The organism is Woronichinia naegeliana WA131 (assembly GCA_025370055.1).
GTDB classification, from domain to species: domain Bacteria; phylum Cyanobacteriota; class Cyanobacteriia; order Cyanobacteriales; family Microcystaceae; genus Woronichinia; species Woronichinia naegeliana.
This window is the reverse complement of sequence record CP073041.1, coordinates 4,368,583-4,391,803: the sequence shown is the minus strand read 5'-3', so window position 1 is coordinate 4,391,803 and position 23,221 is coordinate 4,368,583. Positions and strand designations below refer to the sequence as shown.

Here is a 23,221-nt window from a genome sequence, read left to right as displayed (position 1 = left end):
AAATGTGGGTTAGGGAAGTATGGACTGAAAAAGCATAGATAACTTATCCTTATGGAAACAAATCAAAATACAGATTTTGTTTAATCTATTGTTCCTTTCTGTCTAAAAAGGTCAACACAAATCACTCCTCACAAAAGAGAGGAAAATTAACACCATTTTTCACAAGAAAAACGACTCTACAACTTTTTACTTTTTATCTTCTGAAGTAGAGTAGAAAGATTCATTACCAAAAAGTTCATCGCAATTACCGTTTCCGAGGTCTCAGGTAGTTTGGCCATCACTCGACCAAGACTAAATTTCCTCTTTCCCTGTCCGAATTTACCCTCAATGGCATTACGCACTCTTTCATCTGAGCGTGCCTCTTTCTTTTTTTCTTTGCTCACCTCTTTCGGCGGTCTTCCCAATCGGGGACCACTCATTCTTATATCCCTTTCTTTACAATAAGCTCGATTCGCTTTTGTTCGATAGATTTTATCCACATGAACCGATTCCGGATAACATCCTGTTTCCCTTTTATATTCTTCTATTCGCGCTTGTAAATCTCCCGATTCGTTGTAATTATCCCAACTTAATTTGTCTAAGAAGACAAAGCCATTCACATTACTTGCCGATATTTTAGCTCCAAACTCTACTGCTTTTCCCGCTTTTCCACGCACTATTGGACGCACGTGAGGTTGGCTTACACTCACAATTCTGTTTTCTACTTTATTTGTCTTTTTTTCATACATTTCTAACTGTTGCTCATACACTTTTCCTATCGTTACAAGCTCTTCTTGCTCTTTTTTCGTTAGTTTTTCTAACTTTGCTCCCTCTTCTATCATTTTTTCTATATCAGACAAGTTTCTTTTTATATATCCTAGTTGTTTTTTTGTTCCTTTTCTTCTTTCTTTTTTTGACACACGACGTTTTTTTGCTATGGCTAAGTACTCTTTTCTTGCCACTTCCCTATAAGTCCTCGGCTTTCCTTTTCTCTTTTATTTCTTCATACAGCTTATCTATTATTTTTTCTGTTTTTTCTCTGGCATCATTCAATATTCCTATATCCGTTGGATATTTTATATCTGCTGGTGTACAAGTCGCATCTAACAATAACTTTCCTTCATTTTCTTTTTTTTCTGACGCTACAACCGTCGCTTTTTTTTCTATTTCTTTATTAATTTTATTTATTAATTCCATTCCTATTTTTTTACGAAAATGAACCATCATTGACGCATTAAATGCTTCTTTGCTACTATAGCTTTCCATTCCTATAAAGTACTGTAAATAAGGGTTCTCTTTTATTTGTTCTACTGTTTCTCTGTCACTTTTTCCTGAAATTTCTTTGATAATTAATGCTCCTAATGCCATTCTAAATGATTTGGCTGGGGCTCCTTTTTTTTCTGTGAAGTTTTTTGCATATTCTTCCTCATATTCTTCCCAGGGAATCATTTTTGACATTTCTATCCAACGATTTTCTTCGTCTAACTGCCCGCCGAACAGATTTTTCAAGTTTTCTGGTGTTTCAATTGAGTACTGTTGCTTTCGGTACATCTGCTTTCTCTCTTCTTAATGCAATGGTTTTGAGGCATTCTACCCTATTTTCGTGCATTCTAGCGGTTCTTAATTCGCCTACTATTTTTCTCCGTAAAGGTTTCAGCTTTTTTCAGCAAGCCCTAAGTATTAATTTGCTTAAACATGAGCCATCTCAAAAAAGCTTGAAGATGAAGCGTTATTTGGCGGCGATGGACAACAATTTTCTTCTACAGGTTTTAGCAGCTAGTTCACGGGAGTGATATTCATGAGTATATTTAGCTTCAAATAGGGCTTGCTGAAAAAGTCCACAAAACGAACCTAGATGCCACAGGGCGCGAAAAATGGTGACTTCAGAGCTCAGTTTCCAGTTTTACCTCACATTTTTCCAGCAAAGTGCATGGATTTTGAGCCTCCAAATGCCATAACCTTGCATCTGATCGTTTGTAAAATGCCTGAAAGTATTGTCTAGCAAGGATTTCATCCTTATTCAGCAAGCCCCAAATAGGAGGATTGGCAAAATATTGACACCAACAATTATGAATTAGCGAAATTACTTAATCTTTTAGAGTTTAAGTTGATTTTCTTCTCTTTTTAGTTTTTGATATAGTCTATTTTTAAGCTAGATTTCTTTTTTGATTCCACTCTACTAATATGCGATTACCCTGGTTCACCCCCATATTCCGAAGCCCTCACTTGCCAACGATAACCGTCCTGTTCACCCTGCTGCCATTGGTCTTCTGATATATTTGCCAAAGTCTCAGTGGCTTCTTTCAGAGGGACACGACTTAACCATTGAATTGACCTCGCCATGCCCACATTTTCCGCCGTATAAAAAGCTCCATCAATTACCGATAAACCTTCCATATTCAACGTTTCTTGACAGTCTTTGATTATCTGGGGAAACACCTTTTTATCCGATTCATTGCCACCTCCTAATTGCATAAAGAGAGGGACACCACCATCTCCACTACATATCATATTTAACATAAACTGTTTTAGGTCTGGTCGTTTATCTCTGGAATAACCAAATTTTATTTTTATGGCTTTTGTCTGCTCGTCTTCCTCATCTTCTATCCTTTCCTTATACTTCCCTTGTACAGACATTGAGGTTGAGTCTAAATGCTTTGACTTTTGTTCTATTCCAAAGATTGCTGCCGCTTTTAGGACTATTTTCGTGAACCGGTTTTTTACCCCCACTCCAAATACCTTATCCAATGACCTTCCTAGCTTGTCATCATTTAAATCTTCTGCTTTTATTCCTTCTCCTAATAGGTGTTCTAATGCTTTTCCTTTAAAAAACTCACTAAACAAATATAACGGAGCATTAATACATCCTAAGCAGTTTAATATCATTGCTTTTACTATTGTACCTACACTGAGCTTTTCTTGAGGATGAGTTCCCACTTCCTCATCGATAATTTCTACTAAACCCATTTCATCTATAATTCCCGCTACGATTCCTAAGTGGTCGAGGTCTTTAATATACTGAACACGGTCACAAGTTGCGAATTTTAAAAATAAGAGATAATATAGTAAAAATAGAAAAAGTAGTCAAGAGGCTGAGAAATGATTAAGTTAGAATTTACGGAAGAAGACAAAAGACTGTTGTCTTACGGTCGGTTTAATCACCCGCATCCTAGAGTACAGCTAAAGATGGAAGTTTTATGGTTAAAAAGTCAGGGATTATCTCATCAAAAAATTGCTCAATTCGCAGGAGTTTCAGTAAATACGTTGACAAGCTATATCCGTGATTATCAAGAGGGCGGGTATAGAAAAACTAAAAGAAATAAAATTTAATCGCCCGAAAAGCGAGTTAACAGAGCATCAAGGGACAATTGAGGCATATTTTGAGTCAAATCCACCAGCAAGAATAAATGAAGCAGTAAAAAGAATAGAAGAATTAACGGGAATAAAAAGAAGTCCAACGCAAGTCAGAAAATTTTTAAAGTCAATAGGAATGAGGTGTCTAAAGGTGGGAACAATTCCATCAAAAGCAGATGTAGAAGCTCAGGATAGCTATAGAGAAAAAGAGCTAGAACCAAGGCTAGAAGAGGCAAAAGCAGGAAAAAGGGCAGTTTTCTTTGTAGATGCCTCTCATTTTGTAATGGGAGCATTTGTAAATTTTATATGGTGCTTCAAAAGGATTTTTATTAAGTCACCATCAGGGAGAAAACGTTTTAATGTGTTAGGAGCATTAAATGCAATTACCCATGAAGTAATTATGGTAACGAACAGTTCTTATATTACGGGAACTCAGGTTTGTGAACTCCTAGAAAAGATAGCAGAATTAGGACTATTAATACCGATTACGTTGGTATTAGACAATGCTCGTTATCAAAAATGCCGAATTGTACAGGAGTTGGCAGAATCATTAGGAATAGAGTTACTGTACTTACCTCCTTATTCTCCTAACTTGAATTTAATTGAAAGACTGTGGAAGTTTGTGAAGAAGAAGTGTTTATACGCAAAATATTATGAAGATTTTACGCAGTTTTCTGCAGCAATTTCAGGATGTCTTGAGGATGCTAACGTAAAATATAAGGAGGAGCTTGATTCTCTGCTCACCTTACGATTTCAACGCTTTGATAAATCTCAGATTATGAACGTTTGAAGTATAGCCAACATCGAAAGCCTGACCTTAACGGGTTCTAGCGTGATTAATGGTACGGGTAATGCTGCCAATAACATCCTCACAGGCAATACTGCCAACAATACCCTCAATGGCGGAGATGGTAACGATACCCTCAATGGCGGTGCAGGCAATGATAGCTTGATTGGTGATAACGGCACTGATACAGCTTACTATTATGTTTCCACTGGTAGCGTTACAGTAAACTTAGCAACGGGAACCGCCAGCGATGGTTTAGGCGGAACAGATACTCTTTCTTTAATTGAAAACGTTCAAGGCTCCAATACCGCAGGCGATAATCTCACAGGCAATACGGGGGTTAACGTTCTCTATGGCTACGGCGGCGCAGATATCCTCACAGGAGGAGGAGGCAACGATCTACTCTATCTCGGCAGTGATACTGTTAAAGATACGGTTAACTATACCAGTGGCGATGGGGTTGATACCGTTTACAACTTTGTGCGTGGAGTCGGTGGAGATCTGCTCAAATTCACCGGCATAACCGCTATTGATGTACAGGTTTCTGGCAGTAATACTCTGTTTAAAGTTGGTGATGGCGTAACAGGCAATGCTGCTTTTGGTACGGGAACTTTATTGTTAACCACCAGTGCCACGACGGGTTTTGTCTTTGCTGATGTCAATGTTAATCTTTTGGGGGCAACCTTTGCTTTTGGTTAACCAAAAATAAGGGGGCGATCGCTTTTTAAATGGATAACTATCAACTATTTAGGGCTTGCTGAAAAAAGCTGAAACCTTTACGGAGAAAAATAGTAGGCGAATTAAGAACCGCTAGAATGCACGAAAATAGGGTAGAATGCCTCAAAACCATTGCATTAAGAAGAGAGAAAGCAGATGTACCGAAAGCAACAGTACTCAATTGAAACACCAGAAAACTTGAAAAATCTGTTCGGCGGGCAGTTAGACGAAGAAAATCGTTGGATAGAAATGTCAAAAATGATTCTTTGGGAAGAATATGAGGAAGAATATGCAAAAAACTTCACAGAAAAAAAAGGAGCCCCAGCCAAATCATTTAGAATGGCATTAGGAGCATTAATTATCAAAGAAATTTCAGGAAAAAGTGACAGAGAAACAGTAGAACAAATAAAAGAGAACCCTTATTTACAGTACTTTATAGGAATGGAAAGCTATAGTAGCAAAGAAGCATTTAATGCGTCAATGATGGTTCATTTTCGTAAAAAAATAGGAATGGAATTAATAAATAAAATTAATAAAGAAATAGAAAAAAAGCGACGGGTGTAGCGTCAGAAAAAAAAGAAAATGAAGGAAAGTTATTGTTAGATGCGACTTGTACACCAGCAGATATAAAATATCCAACGGATATAGGAATATTGAATGATGCCAGAGAAAAAACAGAAAAAATAATAGATAAGCTGTATGAAGAAATAAAAGAGAAAAGGAAAGAAAAGCCGAGGACTTATAGGGAAGTGGCAAGAAAAGAGTACTTAGCCATAGCAAAAAAACGTCGTGTGTCAAAAAAAGAAAGAAGAAAAGGAACAAAAAAACAACTAGGATATATAAAAAGAAACTTGTCTCATATAGAAAAAATGATAGAAGAGGGAGCAAAGTTAGAAAAACTAACGAAAAAAGAGCAAGAAGAGCTTGTAACGATAGGAAAAGTGTATGAGCAACAGTTAGAAATGTATGAAAAAAAGACAAATAAAGTAGAAAACAGAATTGTGAGTGTAAGCCAACCTCACGTGCGTCCAATAGTGCGTGGAAAAGCGGGAAAAGCAGTAGAGTTTGGAGCTAAAATATCGGCAAGTAATGTGAATGGCTTTGTCTTCTTAGACAAATTAAGTTGGGATAATTACAACGAATCGGGAGATTTACAAGCGCGAATAGAAGAATATAAAAGGGAAACAGGATGTTATCCGGAATCGGTTCATGTGGATAAAATCTATCGAACAAAAGCGAATCGAGCTTATTGTAAAGAAAGGGATATAAGAATGAGTGGTCCCCGATTGGGAAGACCGCCGAAAGAGGTGAGCAAAGAAAAAAAGAAAGAGGCACGCTCAGATGAAAGAGTGCGTAATGCCATTGAGGGTAAATTCGGACAGGGAAAGAGGAAATTTAGTCTTGGTCGAGTGATGGCCAAACTACCTGAGACCTCGGAAACGGTAATTGCGATGAACTTTTTGGTAATGAATCTTTCTACTCTACTTCAGAAGACAAAAAGTAAAAAGTTGTAGAGTCGTTTTTCTTGTGAAAAATGGTGTTAATTTTCCTCTCTTTTGTGAGGAGTGATTTGTGTTGACCTTTTTAGACAGAAAGGAACAATAGATTAAACAAAATCTGTATTTTGATTTGTTTCCATAAGGATAAGTTATCTATGCTTTTTCAGTCCATACTTCCCTAACCCACATTTCTTTCGTTTTTTGACTTTTTCAGCAAGCCCTATTTACTATTAACTATTCACTAAACGGCGATCGCTTTTTTCTTCACAGTAAGGGGCGATCGCTTTTTTCTTCACAGTAAGGGGTGATCGCAGTTTTCGCAGTTTGTCCCTACGAGTTTTGGGAAGCGGTTATTCCCTCACCCATCACTTCCAGAAACTAAGCGATCGCCTGATTGATAATCGCCTCGCGATCAACCATTGCCCCCAACTCAGCCGATTCAAAATGTCCACCGAACGCCTCAGCAGCAGCCCAATCTAGAGCAAGGCCGTATATCTCACTAAATGTCTCGAACAATTCAGAATAACTTATAAGATTTACCCGAACGTAAGGATTTAACTGTTTCTAAAATAATGGCGATCGCCTGATCAATCTCTGGCGCAGTGGTAAATCGTCCTAACCCTAACCGTAGAGAATCTTGAGCCAAGGCATCGGAACGACCTAAAGCCTTTAAAACGGGGGAAGGTAAATTGTTTTGAGAAGAACAAGCAGAACCGGAAGCAAGCGCGATATGGGGTTGAAGAGCTAACAGTAAACTCGTCCCTTTTACACCTTCAATACTAATATTAAGATTACCGGCTAAACGTTGATTGGGATGGCCATTTAAGATAACACCATCTAAGCTTTGTAATCCCTGCCAAAGGCGATCGCGTAATACTTGTTGACGTGAATTTTCCGTTAGTAATTCGGCTAAACCTAGGCTGATTGCTTCTGCCAAACCGATAATTAAAGGAGTGGGTAAGGTTCCCGATCGCAGACCATCTTCCTGACCTCCTCCCTGAATCTGAGCCGCCAATTGCACTTTCGGATTTCTCTTACGTCGATAGAGTGCGCCAATGCCCTTGGGGCCATAGATTTTATGGGCAGTTAAGGACATCAGATCAATTTGCATGGTTTCTACATTTAGGGGGATTTTGGCGATCGCCTGGGCTGCATCACTGTGAAAAAGTACCTGCTGACGATGACAAATAGCTCCAATCTCCGCCAACGGTTGTAATACCCCGATCTCATTATTGGCGGCCATCACTGAGACTAAAATCGTGTCTGGACGAATAGCGGCCTCTAATTGCCCGAGATCTAGTAATCCGTCAGCCTGAACGGTCAGATAGGTCACTTCAAAACCCAGGGACTCCAAATAACGACAGGGATCGAGAACAGCCCGATGCTCCGTTTGCACCGTAATTAAATGTCTGCCCTGACTAAAATAGGCTTCTGCCGCCCCTTTGATTGCCAAATTATTGGCCTCCGTAGCTCCACTGGTAAAGATAATTTCATCAGGACTAGCGTGAATTGAGGCGGCAATTTTTTCTCTAGCTTGATTAATGGCCGCCAGGGCTTCCCAACCATAGAGATGAGGACTAGAAGGATTACCAAAATGATCTAAAAAAAAGGGTTTCATGGCCGCAAACACCCTTTCATCCATCGGGGTAGTAGCCTGATAGTCGAGGTAAATAGGACGCTTCATTTTCTTTCACGGAGATATTAACCGGAAGCAAACCCTAGATTAGGTAGAAGAAATCGATCGCTGTTGTTCTAAATAGGTAAAAACCGACTTATCGCCAATATCGGGTGGAATGGGTTGAACAACCTTGCGGGCCACAAAAATCAAAAATAGTCCGGCCCAAAGAGCGAGAAGAATTTTCTCCAAGCTGACAGGTAAAATGGAGAATAAATGACCGAGGAGTAATAAAGGTACTAGGGGGGTTAACAGTTTTGTCTCTAACCGATTAAAACAAAAAGCCTCTTTGAAAAAAATTCCTGTTAGAGCCGCAAAACTAAAGCCAATGCCCAGCAAGGAAAGAGGATAAAAATAAACTAATTGGGCGAGGGGTTGCTGAAGATAAATCACTAAAAATAAGGCAGATAGGCTACCGATTACTAAAAATAGTTGCAAGGTTTGGTGTAGTGGTTTCAGATAAATATGAATTTTCCACAGGCTTAGACTCAATCCCAAGCTAAATAGTAAAAAGAGCAGGTTTAAGATAGGCCATAAAAAGCTAGAAAGGGTATTTGTTAAGAATAAAGTGACACCGGATACAAAACTCAATGCGGCGATCGCTAATCCTGTGCGGTAGAGAATCACTTCGCGGCGATCGCTGTCAGTAATGGTAAATTCACCAAATTGGCCTTGATAGATCGGTGAGCAACTGTCCATTGTTGAGTATTCCACATAAGCTAAAGGGAAGAACTTCTATTATATATACCAGCGCAAATCCTTTTGATTCTTTTCCGTCCAAAGTGGGCTAAAGGTAGGGTGTTGAATCTACGGGAAAGTCAGGGAAAATAAATTCTTAACGGGCGCGACCTTTTCTTGATAAAAGATGGTGTAATCAGGGTTCTACAGGGAATCCATACTGATCAAGTGTTTCCCAAAATTGACTCCATCTTTCCTTCGTCAACACCAAAGCTCGTAGGCTCAGGGCAAACGCATCTAAATTCTAGACTCCTTATCTGATAAGACTTTCAGCGTTTCATAAAAAATCAATCATGATCTCGGAAACCCTTATCCAACCTACCTTTCAAAAATAAGATGCGTTCGCCCTGTAGTTAAGTCTTTTTCCGTTGGCAATTATTATACGGAGATTTTGAAAAAAGGCATTGCTGAATTACCAAAATATATCTATCAATTTACTTGGATAAGATGAGCAGACAGACAAAAATTAATTCTTCTAAAAAGAGGCAGCAATGCCGATATTTCGCTAATATTCAATGCAAGTCTTATTCACTCAGATCCGTCTCAGGAAAAGGATCCCGTTCAGACTGTTCTAGAAAATTGCTATAAACGTAGCCGGCGGCATAGGCTCCAATAATAGGCGCGATCCAAAAAACTGGCAACTGAAAAATGAGTTCGGCATTACCACACAATAGGGCAACTCCAGTACTTCTGGCAGGATTGACCGAGGTATTAGTGATAGGAATGCTAACCAAGTGAATGAGAGTCAGTCCTAAACCAATGGGAACAGGGGCAAAACCGGCGGGGGCACGCTTGTCGGTCGAACCGAGAATAATGAGTAGGAAAATAAAGGTTAAAACGATTTCTGTAAGCACAGCAGCGACTAACCCATAACCACTGGGAGAATGGGCTCCAAAACCATTGGTCGCTAGGGGATTAGAACCAGCCAGTTCAAAACCATCTTTCCCCTTGGCAATAATTAAAATGACTAAGGCTGCCACGATCGCCCCCACCACCTGGGCACCAATATAACCAGGCAACTTACTACTGCCAAAACGCTTACCAGCCAAGAGTCCAATCGACACAGCCGGGTTAAAATGTCCTCCCGAAATGTGACCAAAGGCATAGGCTCCTGTCAAAACCGTTGGGTGCGACCTTTAGTTGATAAAAGCTGTTGTAATCAGGGTTCTACAGGGAACCCATATTGATCAAGTTTTGCCCAAAATTGACTCCATCGTTCCTTGGTCAATACCAAAGCTCGTAGGCTCAAAATAATTCCTGCTCCTTTTTCCTTCCATCGCATCCCTGAACAACATAATCGTTGTTTGACCAACGTCTTACAAGCTGCTTCCGTAACACCTGAACCAATCGGATACTTTTTCTCTATGTATTCAGCATAATCCATTTGATGCTGATGATTCTCGTAATAAGTAATCGCCGCTTGTAGTTTCTCGGTAAGATTCTTAGAATGACTTTTTTCTTCTTTGACTTCTTTCATCAGATTTAGCAGTTCTCCTGCTTTTCCTTTTTCATGCTTGAGTTCTCGACAATTTTCAGTCAACCATTCTTTTTGTTTTGACACGGTATTCGGATGCAACGCTTCTGCCAAGGCACCTAAGTAACCAGAGGCATGATAGAAATCTAATATCTGTTCTTCCGTTTGCTTTTCTAAAAACTTCCAATTTGATTCTGCCCCGTCTGCTATCCCGACCAATGTTGCCTCTGGATAACGGTTTTTCGCTCGCTCAATTTCTCTTTCTAATCTTTCTAGAAAACTCTTTTTTCCATACTCTGGTGCCGCACCTAGATAGATTGTATGTTGACGTTCGCCTTCACTATCGTATAGGGAAACGGTTCCCACCATTGCTTCACGGTAGCCATCCTCACACATCAGCATACAGGTTCCATCTAATCCTATTCCCACTGTTGCAATTTGGCTATCCTCCTTGGGCGGGGCATAACTCCACGCTTCTTCTTTTGCCTGTACCACACTTCCTACTGCTTCACTCAATCTTTGGATATAGGATAGCGCTACTTTTCTACCATGATTTTCTAATAAATCATTTTTCACCTCTTTGCCTGCCATCCCTGACATTTTTGAGGATACCTGTTTTGCCAATAATGGCGTTGATGTTATGATTATCCTTGCTTCTCTTTCTAAGGGGCAATACGTTTTTCCTCAAAGGTGAACGCTGATATACATGACGATTCACTATAACCTCACCATAAGGTGTTTGATATTCTTTCGGTTGCTCTCCCTTACTCTTCCAGATTTCTTCACCGATTTTTAAGGGTGAACCATCTGTATCTAAATATTTCAAGGCTTCTTTGCTGGCGATGCAACCTACTTCGTTTAAGCCTTTTTGAATATTTATTTCTGTATCCAACATTGAACGACTGAGTTCTAATGTTAGTTCTATTTTTATCTTTGAACCCTCTACATTAATTAGTTTTGCTGTCATCATTGTTTCCTCTTTGTCACTTTTCATCCCATGTTAACACTTTTCTTTTCCTTCATCAACTAAAGGTCACACCCAAACCGTTAAACCAAAAGCGAGGGCTACCCCTAGATAGCCCAAACCAAAAACGTTAGTGTTCCCACCACCAGGAACAGTAATAAAAGCGGCGAAGACAGCACTACCGCAACCGCCAAAGACAAGCCAGAAGGTTCCTAAGAACTCTGCAATGTATTCTTTTTTCATAGTCGTTTCGTAGATGTTACTCCTCAAAAATTGACTTCAATCTACCAAAAAAATCCGCAAAAGCCTAGCACCATTAGACATTTGTAACAAATCTTGGGTTTTGGTTAAGATCCTACCGTCAACTGGCTCAAGTTTCTTTACAAACCAAGTCATCTCTTTGTCACCAGCAAGAAGGGCTATAATTAAGTCGCTAAACTTGTTCTATTTCAATATTCAATGCGAAGTTAACTTTCCGGTAATATGGGAATAATATCCAGATAATGTTAACTAGAATTTAATCTTTCTCCTCCTTGTTTGAGAGGTTTTGAGCGATGACCAAACCAACTAGCGAAAAAGTCCCCCAGCCAATGCAGGCAAAGTTTGAGGAAATTACCAAACTGACGAATGATTTCTGTGCGGATTATCTTAACCAGGAATATGCAGAACTGTCTCGTCAATTGGCAGCGGCTCTCTGTCGAAAACGACCTTCACCCTTGAGTAAAGGACAGGCAAAAGGTTGGGCTTGTGGTATTATTCATGCTCTTGGTATGGCAAATTTTCTGTTTGATCCTTCCCAGACCCCCCATATTAAGGCGACGGAAATTTATCGGATTTTTGGTATTTCTGAAAGTACCGGCCAGGCGAAGTCGAAACAGATTCGAGATTTGATGGATATTCACCAGATGGATCGTCATTGGTGTTTACCGAGTCGTATGGATGACAATCTAATGATCTGGATGGTCATGGTCAATGGTTTTATTATGGATATTCGTTCTGCTCCCCGTGAGATTCAAGAGGAGGCGTTACGCAAAGGATTGATTCCCTATTTGCCTAAACAAAAAGGCTAATACACCGAGTCTGATCTCTCAATAAAACACTTTAAACCAGAAAGAGTCAGAGAAAAAATGCTTAAATTTTTAACTGTTGGCAAATAGGTAACTTTTCTTGTTCCTGGGGATGGCTTTGTAAATAATCCCCTAACCATTGACAGCCTGTTTTTAATAGTCTCTCCAGACGATTTAATTCTTTTTCCACTGGCCATTCTCGCAGAGTACCCTCTTGATTAAGGGTGACAATGCTGCGGCTATCGGACGTAAAACCGAGAAGCACAATAGCAGTTTCCTTTCCTTTAAATTCTCCTCGCAAATTACCCGCCAAATCCCACAGTCGGATAGTTCCATCACTCGAAGCGATCGCGATCCATTGTTCTTGGGGACTAAAACTAATTTTTTGAATTGGTAGGGGATCAGTCTTGAGCGTTTGCAAGCGAGTTCCTTGCCCTGTCCAGAGTTTGGCTGTTCCATCCCTAGAAGCTGTTAATAAATATTTGCCGGTGGGACTAAATTGCACTTGATAAATCAGATCCGTTGCTGCCTGAAAATGGGTTTCTAGCTGTCCCTGTAAATTCCAGATCTTCACTATTCCTGTATCAGAAGCACTCGCTAACTGAGAAGCCTGGGGATTAAAACTTACACTCCGTAGGCGATCGCTATCGGCCTTAATCGTGCGTAGCAATCGAGGTTGTTGTTGGTGATTTTGCCACTCCCATAACCAAATCTCTCCCTGACGATTAGCAATAGCAATCACGGTATTATCAGCATTCATTTGCAGATCATAAATTCTGCCCATTGCAGCCTGAAAATGACTGATTAATTTACCCTGACGATCCCAAATTTGAATATTGCCTCCCCCAGCATTACCCATTAAATATTGACCATCCGCACTAAAATTGAGTTGAGCTAAACCCAGACTGGAAAAATCCTGCACTTGGGCGGGAAAAGTACGCTGGAGTTGTCCTTGCAAATTAAATATTTTTGGTGGTTCTTCTATGGTGGTAATGGCAATTTCCGATTGAACCGGATTAAAGGCAAAACCCGTTAACCTAGCTGTTGCTAATCTAGAGCCTACCGTGGCTTTTGGTGTTAGATCCCAAAGTTTGACCGTTCCATCCTCAGAAGCCGTGGCTAGGGTTTTCCCATTGCCTGTGATTGCCACACTAAAAACCGCTTCCTGATGCCCTCGTAGAGTTGCTAATTCCAAGCCAGAACGACTCCAGATTTTAGTAGTACCATCGCTACCAGAGGAAATTAATCTTTGGCCATCAGGACTAAAAATAACACTTAAGACTGACTCTTGATTGCCTTTAAAAGTAGCTAATAACTGACCTTCTAAATTCCAAAGATAGCTATTACCATCATCACCAGCGACGGCTAACATTTGACCATCGGGACTAAAATTAACACTAAAAAAAGCGATATTCGGTAATCCAAAGCGTTTAAGTAAATGACCTTGTAAATCCCAAAGGCGAATAAAACCATCCCGTGAAACCGTGACAAGATGTTGGCTATCGGGACTAAATTTAACATCATCAACGGAACGCCCATGATTTTTTAACACGGCTAAGGTTTGACCCTCTCGATTCCAAAGACGAGCCGTTTTATCTCTAGAGGAAGAGGCTAGATAACGACCATCGGGACTAAACGTAACAGCATAAACCGAACCTTGATGGCCCCGTAGGGTTTTCAGTTCTTGTCCTGCTAAATTCCAAAGTTTGACGGTTTCATCCTGGGAGGCAGTGGCCAGGGTTTGACCATCGGGGCTAAAACTAACGCGATAGACTGCGCCTTGATGGCCAAGTAATGACTTTTGTAGTTTTCCGTTGAGATGCCAGAGACGGACGATTTTATCACCAGAAGCAGAGGCAAGGGTTTGATTATTGGGACTAAAGGCCACACTACTGACGGATTCTTGATGACCTTGGAGAATATTATGTTCCTGAATGTGATCTAGAATTTTTTGGAGAGAAAGTAGAGGACTGGTGGCGGGATAATGGGACAAAACTTCATTAGAAGTTACTAATTTTTTTAAATCTTGACCGGTTTGCATTACCGATAATAAACCATTAATTTGTTCAAAGTTAAATTGACGTTCTGCACTTTCTCCAATACGTTGTAATTCGGTGCCAATTTGAGCTTGCTGTTGTTTTTGAGAAGCAAGGTTAGCTTGAAAAATGGCAATGACGGAACCGAGCAGAGAAAGGGTTAAAATGCCTACGCCAAACTGGATCATGCGTTGGGCTTTTTGATTGGCTTTTTGCAGAATTAGATTGGTTTGTTCGGCTTCTGCTTGTTCTAAATTTTGACTGGCATTGAGAAATTTATAGTCTAGATTACTGAGATTTTTATTGGCAGACCAGCGTAGAGCATCTTTAAGAGCTTGACCACGCAATAAACGAGATTGATCTTCATAGTGACTCGCTTGCCAAGCGAGAATGGCTTCGGAATAGGGACGAATTTTAGCTAATTCTCGGTGTACCCAATCCAAACTAAAAACCGCCTGATAGATGCGATTGTAAGCGACTAGTTGGCCATCATTTTTAACCACAATGCCTGATAGTCTTAACTCACTTTGTTCTTGGCTATCGTCTGCTTGAATAAAGCCTTTTTCTAAGATCTGTTGATAAAGTCCTAATAATCGGCCCGTTTTTTGTTCATTGCGAAGCAGGCGATCGCGAATGGTTTTGAGGTGAACAGGTTCGTCTTGGGATTCCCAATGGTGGATCAGTTGTTGATCAATCAAAGCTTCTACGGTAATGACTTCTTTCCCTTCGACAATGATTTCCCCTTTTTCACAGAGCAAGGCGCAGACTTTTTGGGTTAGAAAGGGTTGGCCGCCTGTCCAATGTAAAATAACGTTTAATAATTTTTGGGAATTTTTGGCCAGATGGGCTAATCCCAAAGCTAACGGTTCTACCTCAGTTTCTGTAAATCCGGTTAAGGCGATCGCTTGACCAATATTAAAAGGTGTTTGGGTCTTATCTCGAATTAAATCCGAAGGAGTGGCTACACCAAATAAGGCAAAACTCAGGCGATTATAGGCCGCATTTTCAGCCCGTTGATTGTAACAAAAACGAATCAGAGAAAAAAAGTCATCCAAAGAAAATTTTAAACTGAGAACCTTATCAATTTCATCAATAAAAATAAAAACCTGTTCTCCCTTCGCCTGGCTTAAGACAATCTCTTCAATAAATTGGCTTAATTTCTGCACTGGCGATAAATGCGATCGCTCTCTTAGCCAGACTTTTAGATTAACTTTACCGACAAAATTAAAACTTAAGAATAATTGGGTAATAATGCCGTTATACCACTGTTGTTGATCGATATCGCTACCCAAACTAGTAATATCAATGGAAGCACAGTCTTTGCCCTCGGCTTGAAGTTGGTGCATCGCCCGAACCCGCAAACTAGATTTCCCCATCTGTCGACAGTTAAAGACATAACAAAATTTACCCGTCTGTAATGCGGCCAAAAGTTCATGATCAGCCTGGCGGGCCACATAGGTGGGATGATTAAAAGCCAAACTACCGCCAACTTTATAAAGCCAGGTAGGGTTGGTATTTAGCATAAAAAACAAAAATAATTAGAGTGTGGTCGGCTTCTATCCTAACGTCAGGCGAGAATTTAATGCTCACAGATCATGTTGATGCTAGAAATAGACGGAAGATGGGGAATTGTTACTCAAGACTCAGAAATTCACTTAACTTTTAGGAATAGAATTGACAGAAATGACTTTTGTCTGTAGCGAATGATGCCAACTTAGACACTTAATCCCTGTACTTGATAGTAGTCTAGAGTATTAAATCGTTGGGCTTGTAGGGCTTCTAAGGCGAGGGAAGGGGTGAATTTAAAGGTGTGGAAGATGTTGAGAGAGGACATTATCAGGGGAAGAAACTAATTTGATAATTGGTTTTAGACTACGATAGCTAGATATTACAGGTGGTGGCAATCAAACAATTAAGAAAATTAATTTTCTTCACTAATTAGGCATTGCCAGTATTTCAATTAATTCAGGCTTTTTAAGTTTTTTAAATTCTAATTTACCTCGCTTTTCTGCTACTTTTTGGAGTTCTTTAACTGTCAGAGTATTCAGAATAACTCTATCGTTAATAATTTCTGGCAAAGGTTGAGGTGTTGTATAAAAAATCTCTTTAAGAATTTTCAACTTAGCTGCTGTAATACCAAAATCAAGAAACGTAATTTCTTTTAGTTCTTCTTTCCAGTATTGACGGTAAGGATTATCCAATTTATCAAGAGCATCTTCTAAATCAACATTTTTCAATGGATTTATAGGACGATTAATAAGATACTCTAATCTTACACGAATTTCGTCCCTAGTTGCAGTTGCCAAATTAATCTGTGGTGGTGGCGGTGACGGTGCTTCAGGAGTGGAATAGAATACTTCTTTAAAAATGTTTAATTTTGCGGGTGTTGTGATACCACAGCCAAGGGTTTTTACTTCTTTTAATTCTTCTTTCCAGTATTGACGTGGAGCTTTATCAATTTTATCTAAAGCCGTTGCTAAAGTTACACTGCTCAGAGGTCGAATAGAACGATTAATGAGATAGTCTAAAGCAAGTTTAATTTCTTCTCTGCTTGCCGTAGCTAAATTAACCTTGGGTGCAATTTCTTGAGACAATAACTGTGAAGCTTTTTCCGTTTGCTCAGAATCGTCGGCAATAATGCACCAAATTTTATCAAGACCTGCTTCTTGGGCTGCGGCTAAAACAAAAATGTTAGCGATCGCCTGATACTTGTCTTCCTCCGTTTGTCTAACAATCACGGGAATCCAATTACGATCTCCTGCTTGATTTATCGCTTTTGCTGCTTCTGCAATTAAAAATTGATGAGTCTCAATGGGAAATAGAGGTTCAATTTCATCACGATAGAGAGGCAATAATGCACCAATTTTCTGTTTCATTAGAGAAAATACTCCTCAACTAATTGTCGATAATATCCTAGAGCGACCTTGCTACGAAATACGGCTGGTCGTTGAATAAATGCTGATGATGCAATATAAGCATTATTGGGTATCTCAAATATGCTTAAATCTTTATGGGCAGCAGTGTATTTTGGAAAGAAAAAATTAAGTAAATCAACTTGATCCTGCTGTTTTGCCTCTTTTATAATCTGACTGATAGCCTTTTGAGCTTGTTCCTTCGCAGCAGGAGTTATTTGTTCTCCATTAAAAAAAATCGGTAAGGGTATTGGATCAGCTAATTCTGGGTAGAAAGCTCGACGCTCACCACCTAATAGAGGAAATATTTGTTTCATTGCCATTGCTGCATTCTTAAAGGAGGCAAGTCCATTGTGTTTAGACGGCATTAAAATAACATCAGAGGCGATAATCGCTTCTCTTGTAAAATAATTATCACCTGGTGGAGCATCAATAATAATATAATCATAGTCATTTAACAATGAGTTAAGAATCGTTTTTAATATTCCCTGTTGAAAGACATAAGAGGTGCCAAGGAAACCATCATCGGCAGGAATAACATCGAAAAAACCATGTAATTTACCACTTTTTAGTTTTAATTGATAAGTTGAAATGATATTTTTAATTGATATTTGTTTGTTCTTATGTTGATTAAGATAATCAGAAAATTTTATTTTACCTGGTTGAAGATTAAGTAAATCCGTTAAATCTTTTTGGTTTGGGTCAAAATCAACTAAAAGTACTTTTTTGTCAAATCCTTCTGGTTTGGGTAATGATAATATACCCGCTAAATTAATAGCAGTTGTTGTTTTGCCAACTCCTCCCTTATTGTTATAGAGTGAAACAGATAGAGCCTTATAATCATTATAAATATATTTTTTAATCAGATTAATCTTGTCATCAATATTCCCTGCGGTTAATGTAATATTAGTTGTAAATGGATAGAAAACTCGCCCATGACGACGAAAAAGTTGTATATGATTAGCATTAGTTAAAATTGCCCATTTTACTTCGCTACAATGTGTCGCTTGTGGATGAAGATAACCTTTAAGTTGTCTAACGGCTGATTTATAGTCCTGACTTCCAAAATTCAAGTTTCTAGTTCTATTTTTTAACTCAATTATAAGAGAGGCATCCGTAAGTGTATGCAATAATTTACAGTTAGATGTATTTTTTTTCGCGGCTATGTCAACTTTTTGACCACCTAAACCAGTTTTATATTCTTCTACAACTTCACCTTGGTTATAAATAAAACCTAAAATTCGTAGAATTTCTGGGATCACTAAATGCCCAGCAATTTCGGATTCATCAGCAGAAGATGTTAAATTTAACCAAGCCTGTTGTAAGGAGGAGTTAGTCATCGTAGCTCACAATTAAGCGTTCAGATCTTAGTATATTATTTAACTTGGTTTTTGCGAAAGTACCAGTGCAAAAATTAACATATTTTAATATTATTTGCCTTGTTTGGGATTTTATCTGCTATAGGTCTGGTTGCGATCGCCGCTCTTAGCTAGTTTAAAGAATGATTGCGATCGCAGCTTTTTGTTAGTTGAAGGAATGATTGCGATCGCTTACCGTTAGAATTTTTTACTGACAGAAATTTTCTGATATAATTCGAGATGAAAGACATTCCAGTTAAAAAATATGAAATGGCAAGAAAGAATTGTAAGTGATCCTTCCATCTGTCATGGTAAAGTTTGCATTAAAGGAACTCGCATTATGGTGTCTGTTATTCTAGATAACTTAGCTGCTGGGGTCACTAACGCAGAAATATTAAAAAGCTATCCATCTCTGAGTGAACTTGATCTAAAAGCAGCGATTTCCTACGCCGCAGAACTGGCTCGTGAAAGAATCATATCTGCTTCATAGGGATATTATGAAATTTAAAATTGATGAAAACTTGCCAGTAAAATTTATGGATTGTCGAGGAAAAACGCATCAGAATACGCAGAGAAATTTAAAAATATACTCCAAGATCGCTGTTCTTAATCTCCTTAAAGAAATATGGCAATCGCTAACTTTACCGTAACAATAATAAAAATGTGATCGCCGCTCTTAGTTTATTTAAAAAAATACAAATTTTTATTGACACTTAAAATAAATATCAGTTATGTTGTAAAGAATAGAGTTAATGTTTTTGAATGCCCACCCTGTTAACCGTTGGCCCATACCGATTTTTTTGCTATGCAGGGGATCAAAATGAGCCTCCCCATATTCATATTGAACGGGATAAATCCCTCGCTAAATTTTGGCTTCAACCTGTCCGTCTTCAAAATAATCAAGGATTTAGCCGTGTGGAAATTAACCGCGTTCAAAAATTAGTTGAAACCCATCAAGAACAATTACTAAGAGGCTGGCATGACTTCTTCAACGATTGAATTACTAACCATACCCATCATTCAGAAAGTAACCATAACTGACGATACTCTTTCTGTAGATTTATCCGATGGACGAACCATTTTCGTCCCACTGGCTTGGTATCCACGTCTGTTGAATGGTTCCATTTTAGAGCGTAATGATTATCGTTTAATTGCTGATGGTAGCGGTATTCATTGGCATCAGCTTGATGAAGATATTAGTCTTAAAAATTTAATTCTAGGACAGCCATCGGGAGAAAGTCAAACCTCATTTCAGCGTTGGTTAAAGAGTCGAAGTTAGAAAAGGCGATCGCTGCTCTTGGTTTAGTTTAAAGAAATATTGCGATCGCCACTATCCGTATTAAATGCTATATTAAAAGAAAGTGAATTAATCTCCTATTCTTTAGTCACAAAAAACATTAAAAAAGATGCAAGACTCATTATTAGAACGGATTACCATTAACCCCAATATTTGTCACGGAAAACCTTGCATAAGAGAAATGCGCTATCCCGTAGAATTTATTCTTGAATTGCTGAGTTCAGGTATGACAAACGAAGAAATTTTAGAAGACTACGACGATTTAGAATTGGATGATATTCGAGCTACCTTACTTTATGCTGCTAAACTGAGTCAACTAAAAAACATTTATAAAATTGCATCATGAAATTTTTAGTAGATGCCCAACTCCCTGTTAAACTAGCTCAAATACTTAGACAAAAAGGCTATGATGCAATTCATACAAAGGAATTACCTCACCAAAATCAAACTTCGGATCAGGAAATCAATGCAATTTCTATCCGACAACAAAGGATTGTTATTACTAAAGATACGGACTTTTTGGAATCTTTTATTTTATACAAAATCCCCTATAAATTTTTGTTAGTTACAACAGGTAACATCAGTAATAAAGAATTAGAAAATTTATTCCTAAAACATCTAGACTATCTTAGTTTACAACTTGATCAACATTATTATTTAGAGATTAATCGTCAGGCGATCATCATTCATCAATAATATTTTCATATTTCCGCTCTTAGTTTAGTTTAAAGAAATATTGCGATCACTAAAAATTTACATTAAGATAGAAGATCTTAGCTAGATTACTGCTCATTATGCTGACTTTTACTATTTCGTACACTAAAATTAGCTCAGGTTATATGGGTCAATTGATAGAGTGGCCAGAAGTAATTTCAGAAGGTGAAACCCTGGAATTATGTCGTCAATCAGTCCAAGATGTTCTACAGGAAATGATTGCAGCTTATCGGCAACAAAATAAAGTCATTCCTTAAAGAAATAATGACGATCGCTGAAATACTGAAATAGATTAAACTGATGATAGCAGTTGTGTTCTCTCTAGGGCTTAGAATGAAGAGAACATTAAATCAGATAGATAATTAGTATTTTTTCCTATGTTTGCGTCTCTAGATCCTAACTTGCGGGCCCCGATCGCGATCGCCTTGGGGGCCATACCAGGGGCCTTATGTCGCTACTATTTGACAGTGGGATTAGCAAAATGGTTAGGTGAAAATTTTCCCTATGGAACCATGTTCGTCAATCTTAGCGGTTCTTTTTTGATGGGTTTTATTATCACCTTAGCCCTAGAACGCGCCTTAATTTCTCCCGATCTACGCCTATTTCTGGCCGTGGGTTTTTTAGGTTCCTATACTACTTTTTCCACCTACACCCTAGATAATGATCTTTTTCTCCGCTCTGGCAATTGGGGAATGGGCTTATTTTATAGCCTAGGAAGCCTAATTTTTGGAGTAATTGGTTTAGAATTAGGCAGTTTCCTGGCTCGCAAACTATTTCAAGCCTGCAATTTTTCATCAATCAATTGATTCGTTAATTTGGGATCAGCCCGTCCCCCCGTTTTCTTCATCACTTGACCGACAAAGAAGCCTTTCATATTGCCCTTACCACTGCGGAATTTTTCGACTTCCTTGGGATTAGCCGCCAGAATTTCCTCAATGACTTTGGCTAATTCCTGGGGATCAGAAAGTTGGGTCATACCCTTGGATTCAATAATTTTTTGGGGAGAACCACCTTTTTCTAAAAGTTCAGGTAGGATTTCCTTAGCAATTTTGCCGCTAATAGTTCCCTGATCAATCAATTGCACCAATTCAGCCAGGGCTTCAGGTTTAAAAGGAATTTCCGTAATCGTCAATTTGGCATTATTCAAATAGGCCGCCAAATCCTGAGTGACCCAATTGGCCACTAATTTGGGATTGCCTCCCGTTTTTACTGCCGTTTCAAAATATTCGGCCACTTCCCGATCCTCGGTAATCACCCTAGCATCGTAGGCAGATAGTCCAAACTCTTGTTCATAGCGCGATCGTTTAACGGCGGGGAGTTCAGGTAATTCCGCTTGCCAGTCCAACTTTTGAGCATTGGAAACCATCAGAGGCGGTAAATCCGGTTCCGGGAAATAGCGATAATCACTGGAACCTTCCTTGGAACGCATACTAATCGTCCGTTGACTGCCTTCTTCCCAAAGACGAGTTTCTTGATAGATGCGATCGCCGTTTTCAATCGCTTCAATCTGCCGTTCAATTTCGTACTCAATCGCCCGTTGAATCGCACTAAAGGAGTTCATATTTTTGATCTCAACCTTAACGCCGAATTGTTCCTGACCAACGGGACGGACGGAAATATTGACATCACAGCGCAGGGAACCTTCCTGCATATTGCCATCGCTAATACCGAGATAACGCACTAATTGTCGTAAGGATTGGGCATATTCCGCCGCTTCTTGCCCCGATCGTAAATCTGGCTCTGAGACAATTTCCAATAAAGGAACGCCAGTACGATTAAAATCCACCAGGGAATGGGTTGATCCCGATAGGCGGTCACTGCCAGCATGAACTAACTTACCGGCATCCTCTTCCATGTGCAGACGTGTAATACCGATAGTTTTACGGGTGATTGCTTTGGTTTTCTTATCCACCAATTCAATCTCTAGGGAACCATGCTCGACGATGGGCAGATCAAACTGGGAAATTTGATAATTTTTAGGGAGATCAGGATAAAAATACTGCTTGCGATCAAACTTGCTGTAGGGAGCAATCTGGCCATTGATCGCTAATCCGAGCTTAACTGCTGCCGCCAAAACCTGTTCATTTAAGACGGGCAATACCCCTGGATAGCCTAAACAGACAGGGCAGACATTAGTATTGGGTGGACTATCAAAATGGGTAGAGCAGTTACAAAAAATCTTACTGGCAGTGTTGAGTTGACAGTGAGTTTCTAGTCCAATAACGGCTTCGTAGTCAGTCTTAACAGCAGTGGCGGTCATAGAAATGATGAGAAAAAGCTGGCCTCATTATACCTTAGCCGTTCCTTTTGCTTTTTCCCGTACATTCGCCAGTTCCATTATTGATTCAAGATATGAGTCTGGAGCCGCAGCTTTTACGCTAATAACATCAGGATTAGTTTCCGCCCTGTCAAGGGTTGTTTCTACTAGAGTCGCAAAGGGAATCACGTTTTTAACATCAGCGATCGCTTGGGTAATTGCTTGTGACGAAGATAAGGCTTCACGAATAAAACTAAGTACGATATAACCTTTTTGACCAATGCCAATTAAAGCGTCATCACAGCCACTTTCATACAATGACTCAACATAGATAGCAGGGTCTAGTTCAGGGTCTTTTAAATCAAATTTGAGTGTAAAATCGTATTCCTTCAT

General features: G+C 39.2%; 16 protein-coding genes and 6 pseudogenes. 10 read left to right on the top strand and 12 right to left on the bottom strand.

The genetic code is table 11. The annotated features are described in order from the left end of the window. Nucleotides 1-197 precede the first annotated feature (197 nt). Nucleotides 198-1,530 (bottom strand): annotated as a pseudogene (locus tag KA717_22105) (IS5 family transposase). A 639-nt stretch (nt 1,531-2,169) separates the two neighbouring features. Continuing rightward, nucleotides 2,170-2,946: an IS1634 family transposase gene (locus tag KA717_22100; protein ID UXE58716.1), complete on the bottom strand. Its 777-nt coding sequence runs from the start codon at nt 2,944-2,946 to the stop codon at nt 2,170-2,172. Nucleotides 2,947-3,078: 132 nt separating this feature from the next. Between KA717_22100 and KA717_22095 the strand changes: the two are divergent. The 3 genes and pseudogenes from KA717_22095 (at nt 3,079) to KA717_22085 (ending at nt 6,330) form a co-directional block, all read left to right on the top strand. Next, a pseudogene (locus tag KA717_22095) lies at nt 3,079-4,123 on the top strand (IS630 family transposase). A gap of 42 nt (nt 4,124-4,165) precedes the next feature. Continuing rightward, nucleotides 4,166-4,819: a hypothetical protein gene (locus KA717_22090; GenBank protein ID UXE58715.1), complete on the top strand. Its 654-nt coding sequence runs from the start codon at nt 4,166-4,168 to the stop codon at nt 4,817-4,819. Nucleotides 4,820-4,993: 174 nt separating this feature from the next. Next, a pseudogene (locus KA717_22085) lies at nt 4,994-6,330 on the top strand (IS5 family transposase). A 523-nt stretch (nt 6,331-6,853) separates the two neighbouring features. On the opposite strand, the gene KA717_22080 reads toward KA717_22085, so the two are convergent. The 5 genes and pseudogenes from KA717_22080 to KA717_22060 form a co-directional block, all read right to left on the bottom strand. Beyond that, entirely contained in the window at nt 6,854-8,020 is a 1,167-nt protein-coding gene (locus tag KA717_22080; protein ID UXE58714.1) for an aminotransferase class V-fold PLP-dependent enzyme, read from the bottom strand. Between the two features lie 39 nt (nt 8,021-8,059). Beyond that, nucleotides 8,060-8,710: a DUF2301 domain-containing membrane protein gene (locus KA717_22075; GenBank protein UXE58713.1), complete on the bottom strand. Its 651-nt coding sequence runs from the start codon at nt 8,708-8,710 to the stop codon at nt 8,060-8,062. A gap of 563 nt (nt 8,711-9,273) precedes the next feature. Continuing rightward, nucleotides 9,274-9,873 (bottom strand): annotated as a pseudogene (gene aqpZ / locus KA717_22070) (aquaporin Z). A 35-nt stretch (nt 9,874-9,908) separates the two neighbouring features. Then, nucleotides 9,909-11,190, bottom strand: a pseudogene (locus tag KA717_22065) (ISKra4 family transposase). Between the two features lie 72 nt (nt 11,191-11,262). Beyond that, a pseudogene (locus KA717_22060) lies at nt 11,263-11,430 on the bottom strand (aquaporin). 311 nt (nt 11,431-11,741) lie between these two features. Between KA717_22060 and KA717_22055 the strand changes: the two are divergent. Further along, a complete protein-coding gene (locus tag KA717_22055) occupies nt 11,742-12,257 on the top strand; it encodes a DUF6398 domain-containing protein (GenBank protein ID UXE58712.1) in 516 nt (171 codons plus the stop codon). Between the two features lie 61 nt (nt 12,258-12,318). On the opposite strand, the gene KA717_22050 is transcribed toward KA717_22055, so the two are convergent. The 3 genes from KA717_22050 to KA717_22040 form a co-directional block, all read right to left on the bottom strand. Continuing rightward, nucleotides 12,319-15,813 (bottom strand): AAA-like domain-containing protein, encoded by a 3,495-nt coding sequence (locus KA717_22050; protein UXE58711.1) that lies wholly within the window; start codon nt 15,811-15,813, stop codon nt 12,319-12,321. 411 nt (nt 15,814-16,224) lie between these two features. Then, entirely contained in the window at nt 16,225-17,166 is a 942-nt protein-coding gene (locus tag KA717_22045) for a transcription termination factor rho family protein (GenBank protein UXE58710.1), read from the bottom strand. Beyond that, nucleotides 17,166-18,542: a ParA family protein gene (locus KA717_22040; GenBank protein UXE58709.1), complete on the bottom strand. Its 1,377-nt coding sequence runs from the start codon at nt 18,540-18,542 to the stop codon at nt 17,166-17,168. Before KA717_22040 ends, KA717_22045 begins: the two co-directional genes overlap by 1 nt. A gap of 283 nt (nt 18,543-18,825) precedes the next feature. Between KA717_22040 and KA717_22035 the strand changes: the two genes are divergently transcribed. The 6 genes from KA717_22035 to crcB all read left to right on the top strand — a co-directional run bounded on the left by KA717_22035 (nt 18,826) and on the right by crcB (nt 21,377). Next, entirely contained in the window at nt 18,826-19,050 is a 225-nt protein-coding gene (locus tag KA717_22035) for a DUF433 domain-containing protein (protein ID UXE58708.1), read from the top strand. Nucleotides 19,051-19,322: 272 nt separating this feature from the next. Continuing rightward, nucleotides 19,323-19,559, top strand: coding sequence for a DUF4160 domain-containing protein (locus tag KA717_22030; GenBank protein UXE58707.1), 237 nt, complete (start codon nt 19,323-19,325; stop codon nt 19,557-19,559). Beyond that, nucleotides 19,540-19,839: a DUF2442 domain-containing protein gene (locus tag KA717_22025; protein UXE58706.1), complete on the top strand. Its 300-nt coding sequence runs from the start codon at nt 19,540-19,542 to the stop codon at nt 19,837-19,839. The genes KA717_22030 and KA717_22025 overlap by 20 nt, the downstream gene beginning before the upstream one ends. A gap of 127 nt (nt 19,840-19,966) precedes the next feature. Next, a complete protein-coding gene (locus KA717_22020; GenBank protein ID UXE58705.1) occupies nt 19,967-20,203 on the top strand; it encodes a DUF433 domain-containing protein in 237 nt (78 codons plus the stop codon). Continuing rightward, nucleotides 20,200-20,553 (top strand): DUF5615 family PIN-like protein, encoded by a 354-nt coding sequence (locus KA717_22015; protein ID UXE58704.1) that lies wholly within the window; start codon nt 20,200-20,202, stop codon nt 20,551-20,553. Before KA717_22020 ends, KA717_22015 begins: the two co-directional genes overlap by 4 nt. Before the next feature lie 395 nt (nt 20,554-20,948). Next, nucleotides 20,949-21,377 carry a fluoride efflux transporter CrcB gene (gene crcB / locus KA717_22010; GenBank protein UXE58703.1) on the top strand — a complete coding sequence of 143 codons (429 nt, stop codon included), beginning with the start codon at nt 20,949-20,951 and terminating at the stop codon, nt 21,375-21,377. Here the strand turns inward: crcB and gatB are convergent. Continuing rightward, nucleotides 21,347-22,831: an Asp-tRNA(Asn)/Glu-tRNA(Gln) amidotransferase subunit GatB gene (gatB, locus tag KA717_22005; GenBank protein ID UXE58702.1), complete on the bottom strand. Its 1,485-nt coding sequence runs from the start codon at nt 22,829-22,831 to the stop codon at nt 21,347-21,349. The genes crcB and gatB overlap by 31 nt on opposite strands. 27 nt (nt 22,832-22,858) lie before the next feature. Further along, nucleotides 22,859-23,221: a hypothetical protein gene (locus KA717_22000; GenBank protein ID UXE58701.1), complete on the bottom strand. Its 363-nt coding sequence runs from the start codon at nt 23,219-23,221 to the stop codon at nt 22,859-22,861.

Bases quoted from the DNA above. Each gene is read 5' to 3' on its own strand.
- KA717_22100 (UXE58716.1), bottom strand. From the start codon at position 2,946: ATGGGTTTAGTAGAAATTATCGATGAGGAAGTGGGAACTCATCCTCAA.
- KA717_22080 (UXE58714.1), bottom strand. From the start codon at position 8,020: ATGAAGCGTCCTATTTACCTCGACTATCAGGCTACTACCCCGATGGAT.
- KA717_22075 (UXE58713.1), bottom strand. From the start codon at position 8,710: ATGGACAGTTGCTCACCGATCTATCAAGGCCAATTTGGTGAATTTACC.
- KA717_22055 (UXE58712.1), top strand. From the start codon at position 11,742: ATGACCAAACCAACTAGCGAAAAAGTCCCCCAGCCAATGCAGGCAAAG.
- KA717_22050 (UXE58711.1), bottom strand. From the start codon at position 15,813: ATGCTAAATACCAACCCTACCTGGCTTTATAAAGTTGGCGGTAGTTTG.
- KA717_22045 (UXE58710.1), bottom strand. From the start codon at position 17,166: ATGAAACAGAAAATTGGTGCATTATTGCCTCTCTATCGTGATGAAATT.
- KA717_22040 (UXE58709.1), bottom strand. From the start codon at position 18,542: ATGACTAACTCCTCCTTACAACAGGCTTGGTTAAATTTAACATCTTCT.
- KA717_22035 (UXE58708.1), top strand. From the start codon at position 18,826: ATGAAATGGCAAGAAAGAATTGTAAGTGATCCTTCCATCTGTCATGGT.
- KA717_22030 (UXE58707.1), top strand. From the start codon at position 19,323: ATGCCCACCCTGTTAACCGTTGGCCCATACCGATTTTTTTGCTATGCA.
- KA717_22025 (UXE58706.1), top strand. From the start codon at position 19,540: ATGACTTCTTCAACGATTGAATTACTAACCATACCCATCATTCAGAAA.
- KA717_22020 (UXE58705.1), top strand. From the start codon at position 19,967: ATGCAAGACTCATTATTAGAACGGATTACCATTAACCCCAATATTTGT.
- KA717_22015 (UXE58704.1), top strand. From the start codon at position 20,200: ATGAAATTTTTAGTAGATGCCCAACTCCCTGTTAAACTAGCTCAAATA.
- crcB (UXE58703.1), top strand. From the start codon at position 20,949: ATGTTTGCGTCTCTAGATCCTAACTTGCGGGCCCCGATCGCGATCGCC.
- gatB (UXE58702.1), bottom strand. From the start codon at position 22,831: ATGACCGCCACTGCTGTTAAGACTGACTACGAAGCCGTTATTGGACTA.
- KA717_22000 (UXE58701.1), bottom strand. From the start codon at position 23,221: ATGAAGGAATACGATTTTACACTCAAATTTGATTTAAAAGACCCTGAA.